Annotated in this window: 3 protein-coding genes; 1 reads left to right on the forward strand and 2 read right to left on the reverse strand. The window is 67.5% G+C overall.

The annotated features are described in order from the left end of the window. Nucleotides 1-268: 268 nt before the first annotated feature. On the reverse strand, nucleotides 269-1,855 hold the full coding sequence (locus ACFWMR_RS38230; RefSeq protein WP_378381925.1) for an alpha/beta hydrolase: 1,587 nt from the start codon (nucleotides 1,853-1,855) through the stop codon (nucleotides 269-271). 186 nt (nucleotides 1,856-2,041) lie between these two features. On the opposite strand from ACFWMR_RS38230, the gene ACFWMR_RS38235 reads away from it, so the two are divergent. Then, nucleotides 2,042-2,734: a DNA alkylation repair protein gene (locus ACFWMR_RS38235; protein WP_378381926.1), complete on the forward strand. Its 693-nt coding sequence runs from the start codon at nucleotides 2,042-2,044 to the stop codon at nucleotides 2,732-2,734. Here ACFWMR_RS38235 and ACFWMR_RS38240 read toward each other — a convergent pair. After that, nucleotides 2,715-6,113, reverse strand: a complete 3,399-nt coding sequence (locus tag ACFWMR_RS38240) for a tetratricopeptide repeat protein (RefSeq protein ID WP_378381927.1) — start codon at nucleotides 6,111-6,113, stop codon at nucleotides 2,715-2,717. The genes ACFWMR_RS38235 and ACFWMR_RS38240 overlap by 20 nt on opposite strands. Nucleotides 6,114-6,244 lie beyond the last annotated feature (131 nt).

Genomic DNA, 6,244 nt, shown 5'->3' on the forward strand with positions numbered 1-6,244 from the left:
GGTCTCCACAAACACTTTTTCTCCAATACTTCCGACCTTATTGTGTCTTCCGCGACGTGCCTCCCGAACACGGACCACCGCGCCCGCCGAGGGAGGTTGTGAAAGCCACTTTCGCAACGTTGAAGGTTGCGAAAGTGGCTTTCGCAACACCTGGGGCCGGGGGTGCGGTATGGGAGCGGGGCGGGGGCAGCGAACACACCTGCCCAAAGGAAATGCCCCGGTCCGGGAAACCGGACCGGGGCATCGAAGCATCCCGAAAGCGACAGGCTCAGAAAGGCAGCGCCTGAGCCAGCGCCTCCTTCTTCACTTCAGTCACCGAAGACGGCACCTCGGACTTGGGAGCCGCGGTGGCACCGGCCGGGACCGGCTGCGGGACCGGGGTGCACTGCACGTCCGAACCGTTGCCCGGCTTGCGCACCGGCAGCTTTCCGGTCAGCAGGTAGTCCGCGATCTTGTCGTCCACACAGGACACACCGGACAGCGAACCCGAGTGCGTCGTGCCACCGGGGGCGCTGATCAGGCTGGAGTTCGGGTAGCGCTTGCGGACCTCGAGGCTGCCGGGGTACGGCGTCGCGGCGTCGTTCTCCTCATTGACCAGCAGGATGCCCGGAACCTTGCGCCCGTCGATCTCCACCGGCTTGCCCGGCTTCGCGGGCCAGTCGATGCACGGCGCGTTGAACCAGGCGTTGCCCCAGGTTTCGAACGGCGCGCGGAAGTGGGTGACCCAGTTGTCGAACTTCCAGCGGTTCCAGCTCTGCGGCCACGCCACGTCGGTGCACTGCACGGCCGCGTACACCGCGTACCCGTTGTCCTGGCCCGGCGGGTTGGAGTCGTCGTACAGGCCCTTCAGGGTCTGCCAGTCACCCTTGTGGACCCAGCCCGAGAACGCGTTCGCCATGTCTTCCCAGCCGAACACGTAGTAGCCGGCCTGGAGGAAGATGTCCGTCCACTCGGAACCGCCGATGACGCCGCCCGCGGGCTTGTCGTACAGCTTCTTCTGCTCGCCGTACCACAGCTTCTCGACCGCGGACGCGGTCTTGCCGAGGTGGTAGACGTCGTCGTACTTGGCGAGCCAGCCGAAGTAGGTCTTGATGTTCTTGTCGAAGGCGATGTCCTGGTTCAGGTTCGCCTTGTACCAGACGTCGCGGGGGTCGACCGTGCCGTCGAACACCATCCGCCGCACGTTCTGCGGGAAGAGCGTGCTGTAGACCTGACCGAGGTAGGTGCCGTAGGAGAAGCCGTAGTAGTTGATCTGCTTCTCGCCCAGCGCCTTGCGCAGGTTGTCGACGTCCTTCGCCACATCGATGGTCTTGATGTGGTCGAGGATCGCGCCGTTCTTGGCGCACGCCTTCGCGTAGCCCTTCGCCTTCTCACGCCACGCCGTCTCGATGGCGCGCGTGGTCGGCACGTACTGCGGGCGGTTGTAGGAGGCGTAGTTCCCGTCGCAGGTCACCGCCGGCTTGCTCTCCCCCACACCGCGCGGGTCGAAGCCGATCCAGTCGTACTCCTCACCCGCCTTCTTGGGGACGGCCCGGCCGAGGGTCGACAGGCCGAGACCGGAGCCACCGGGACCACCCGGGTTGACGATCATGACGCCCTGCGACCGGTCGGACTTGTGCTTCACCCGCGAGACGGCGATCTGGACCTTCTCCCCGCCCGGCTTCGCGTAGTCCAACGGGACCTCGAGGAAGCCGCATTCCGCGCCGGCCTTGACCAGGCTCGGGCGCGTGCAGGCTCCCCAGGAGATGGGCTTCGGATCGAAGTCCGACGCCGAGGCGGCCGTGGCGGAAGGAGCGAGCGCCATGGTGCCGACGCCGATCCCCGCGACCGCCAGGGCGGCAACGAATTTCTTCACTGTGTTCCTTTTCGTCCGCGTTCGACCCGGTCGGGCCGAAGCTACCGAGAACCGGCTTCAATCTCGCTGACCGACACGTTGACCGCCATCCCTCTTTAGTCGGTATCCGAACCCCGATCCGGGCATATCAGTCTTGTCGGTCCCCTGTCGTACGCTCGCGGCGTCCACTGGGGAAAGGAAGAGCGCGTGAACGAGGTGAAAAGCCTGGTTTCGGCGGTTCGCAACGGTTTGGCCGCGCTGGCCGATCCGGAGAAGGCGCCGTCGATGCAGGCGTACATGAAGTCGGAAATGCCGTTCCTCGGTGTGGCGTCACCGCCTCGGGCGGCCCTGCTGAAACAGGTCTACGCCGAGCATTCACTACCTGATCGAGTGAGCTTCTCGACCGCCGTGCTGACCTTGTGGCGGGAAGCGAGCTTCCGCGAAGAGCGCTACGCGGCGATCGCCCTTTCCGGACACCGCGCCTACACCCGCTGGCAGGACAGCGATCTGCTCGGCCTGTACGAAGAGATGATCGTGACGGGCGCGTGGTGGGACTACGTGGACGAAGTCGCGATCCGTCGCGTCGGGCCGATCCTGCGTGCGGATCCGGAGACGCTGACCCCGCTGATGCTGACGTGGGCCTACGACGAGGACAAGTGGCGTCGCCGCACTTCGGTCATCTGCCAAGTCGGCGCCAAGGGCGGCACCGACACCGATCTGCTCACCCGGGCCGTCGAAGCGAACCTCGACGACAAGGACTTCTTCCTGCGCAAGGGAATCGGCTGGGCGCTGCGCGAGTACGCGAAGACCGAGCCGGACTGGGTGCGCGCGTTCGTGGCCGCGCACCCGGCACTGTCCAACCTGTCCAGGAAGGAGGCGCTCAAGCACCTGGGAGGTTGAGCACCGGCCTCGGGACGAGGGCGACGAGTCCGTCGATTGACGTCTGCAGCCCGGGAAGCACTTCGCGGATCTCCTTGAGATTCTGCAGCAGGTCCAGTCGAGGTTCCCGCGGCGGGTCGTCCGCGAGAACGTCGGCGAGCAGGCGTTTCGCTTCCGGCTCCCGTCCGAGGATCACCAAGTAAAGAACGGGTTCCAGCCGCGCTTCCCAATCGCGGGGCTGGGCCGCCGCTTTGGTGACCGCCTCATCGAGTGCCCGTTCGAAGTGGGCCATGGCGGACTCGGTCTGTCCGATCTTCAGCTCCGCCAGTGCCAAGGTGTTCCGCACCCAGTCGGCTCCCGCGGTGGAGCGCCGCAGGACGGAAACCGCCTCGGTGATCTGCCCGGCGAACAACAGCGCTTCGCCGAGACAGCCACCGTAGTACGCGCTGTCCGGTTCCCGCCTGACCACCTCACGCAGATCTTCGACAGCCTTGTCGTGCTCGTCCGCCTGACGGTGGATCTCCGCGCGATGGGCGAGGCAGTCGACATCGCCGAAGCCGAGCGCCCGGGCCTCTTCCACATCGGCCAGCGCGCCCGCGTACTCACCGAAGACGAGGCGGTGACAAGAACGCTTGTAGTAGGCGTACCCCTCGTCGAGTTCCGAACGGACGGCCACGTCCAACTCGGCGCGAGCCTCCTCGTGCCGATCCAGCTCGGCCAGGTAGGCGCCCCGCAAAGCGTGGAAAAAGGCCATGTCCGGCTCTTGCCCGAGCGCGACGTCGATATCGGCGAGCGCCGCCGTCCAGTCGCCGGACCTGCCGTGTGCCCTGGCTCGATGGGCATGAGCCCACGCATCGCCGGGTTCGAGTTCGATCGCCCGGTCCAAGGCCAGTTTCGCCTCATCGTGCCTTTTCAGCGACCCCAAGACGGTCGCCCGCTTGAGATGGTTCTCCGCGTCCTGGGGCGCCAGTTCGATCGCCCGGTCGAAGTCGGCGAGAGCCGCCTCATGGTCGTCCGCCGCCAGGTGGACGCTTCCTCGCATGTAGACGGCCCACTCGTAGTCCGGGTCGAGCCTGATCGCCGCGGTGAAACCGTCGATCGCGAGCCGGTATCGCCCGGCGCGGTAGTGGAACGCGGCCCGGGCCGCGAGCGCCCAGGACTCGTCGGGTTCGGCCGCGACGGCCGCGTCGAACATCTGGACGGCCTCGTCCGTCTTTCCGGCTTTCTCCAGGAATCTGGCCAGCTCGTCCAGGTAGTACGCGTTCTTCGGCCGCAGGGCGGCCGCCGCCCGGAACCCGGCCAGCGCTTCTTCGGGCTCCGCCAGCCGAGCCAGCAGCTCGGCCCGGCGGTGGACGGCCCACGGATAGTCGGAGTCGAGCCGGATCGCGGTGTCGAGTTCGTCGATGGCCTTCCGGAGGTCTCCGCGTTTTTCGTGCACCTTGGCGCGTGCGGTGTAGGCCCACGCGTTGCCCGGCTGGAGCCTGACGGCCTCGTCGAGGTCTTCCATCGCGCCGTCGAGATCACCCAGCTCGGCGCGAGCCGAGCCGCGTCCGCGCCTGGAATAGGCGTAGCCGGGGCCGAGTTCGATCGCCCGGTTCAGGTCTTCGAGCGCTCGCTCCCAGTCCCCCTCGTTGTGGAACATGTTCCCCCGATCGCTCCAGGCGAAGGGGTCGGCGGGATTCAGGGCGACGGCCCGGTCGTAGTCTCTCGCGGCCGCGGCGGTCTCTCCTCGATCGTCGTGCGCCCAGGCGCGTCGCCTGACGACCGTGGACAGCCGGACAGCGTCGAGTTCAGCCGCCCCTGCCAGCAGATCGAGGACCTCCACATCACGAGGACCTTCGCCGGAGGACAGGCGCTCTTCGAGCCTCGCGGCCCACCGGAGCACGGCCGGGGCGTCGGCGTCCGTCCCCGCCTGCTCCATCATCCGCACCCAGGATCGGCAGGCGGCGCTACCGGTGATCATCATGTTGGCCGCGTTCAGCAGGGCCTCCGGCAACGCGTCCGCCGGATCGGCGCAGAGCAGGTGGTACCCCTCCTCCACCTTCAGCTGTTCCCAGCGTTCGTCGCCCCAGGCCTGGCTTCGGACCTCGGTCCCGGTGGCGCCGAGCCCGGCGGCCCGCCTTCCGTAGTGCTCGGCCAGCTTCCGGTGCCGGTCGGCGAACTCCTCGGGTGACCGCCCGCGTTCGAGCCGCACCATCGGCCCCCGGACCACCGGGTGATACCGGACGGGCAGCTCGCGGCGGCCGGCGAACGGGAGTTCCCGCAGCCACCGGAAGATCTCCGCCGCTTGGTCCGGCCCGGTCAAGATCCCGACGACGTCCTCGTCGAGCATTCTCGGCAGGGCGGCCGTCGCGGCGATGTCCTGCAACCGCTTCTCCGGAACCCAGTGGAGGAATCGGTCGACGGCGTCACCGCTGCGGTCGCCGACGCTCCCGGCCTCGGCGGGATTCCCCCGGGCCAGCATCGCGACCAGCACGGGCAGACCGTCGGACAGCCGCAGCACGACCTCGATCACCCGCTCGTCGGTGATCCCGCGTTCGGCGAGCAGCTGCCGCGCCTCCTGTTCGGTGAACGGGCGCAGCTCGATCTCGTGCAGCAGCGAAGCGTGGCGGTTCCACTTCGCCTCGTCGAGCGGGAACTGCCCGGCCGTGGTGAGGACGAGGTTCTGCGGCAGATCGCCGTACCGCCCGCCGAACAGATCGAGCAGCCAGGTCTCCAGCACCGGCGACGTCCGCTCGAAGGTGTCGAAGAACAAGGCGATCTGGCGGGATTCCGGGATGCGCCACAGATCCTCGACGAACGGCTTCGTCAGCTCCTCGGCCGGATCGAGCAGCAGCCGGATGTCGGCCTGCCGCTTGAATTTCGCCGACAGGTAGCTCTGTAGCTGTTCCAGCTGCTTCGCCGCCGCAGCCGGATCGATCACCTCGGCGGCGAGATCACCGCCCGGCAAGGACTTGGCCAGCCCGAGCCCGACCTTGACCACGGACTTCGTCAGCAGTTCGCGGCCGGCGGCGGGGGCCTGCGGATCGCTGTGGAGCCGTTCCCTTGCCTTGAGATAGAACTCGTGCCGCTTCTCGAACCGGCGCATCTCGTGCCCGCCGCGAGCGAGGTCCTTCGCCAGTTTCACCAGCGTCGCGGGAAGGTCCTGTTGACTGTCGTTCGCGAATCCGACGGCGGCGCGGGTTTCCTCGGCGATCCCGCGCAGCTGATCGAGGAGGAAGGATTTGCCGACCCCGGCGAGACCGTGCACCGAGAACAGGTACCGGCGCCGCCGGTCGCTCCCCGGCAACCCCAGATTGACCCGGAATTCCTCGCGTTCCCCGACCCTGCCGACGAAACCGTCGCCCAGCCGGGCACGCGCGACGTCTTGGATACTGGACCGACCGTCTGGACGTGACACAAGTCCTCACTTTGCCACACCTCAAGCGCGTGAAGGCCCCCTATCCACGGGTGTGGCGAGGAAAGGGGGCCTTCACGCGCTTTGGATTGTAAGGGTCGCAGGCTAGCGGCGGAGGGGTAAACGGGGACCGC

Source organism: Amycolatopsis thailandensis (assembly GCF_042723255.1).
Lineage (GTDB): Bacteria > Actinomycetota > Actinomycetes > Mycobacteriales > Pseudonocardiaceae > Amycolatopsis > Amycolatopsis thailandensis.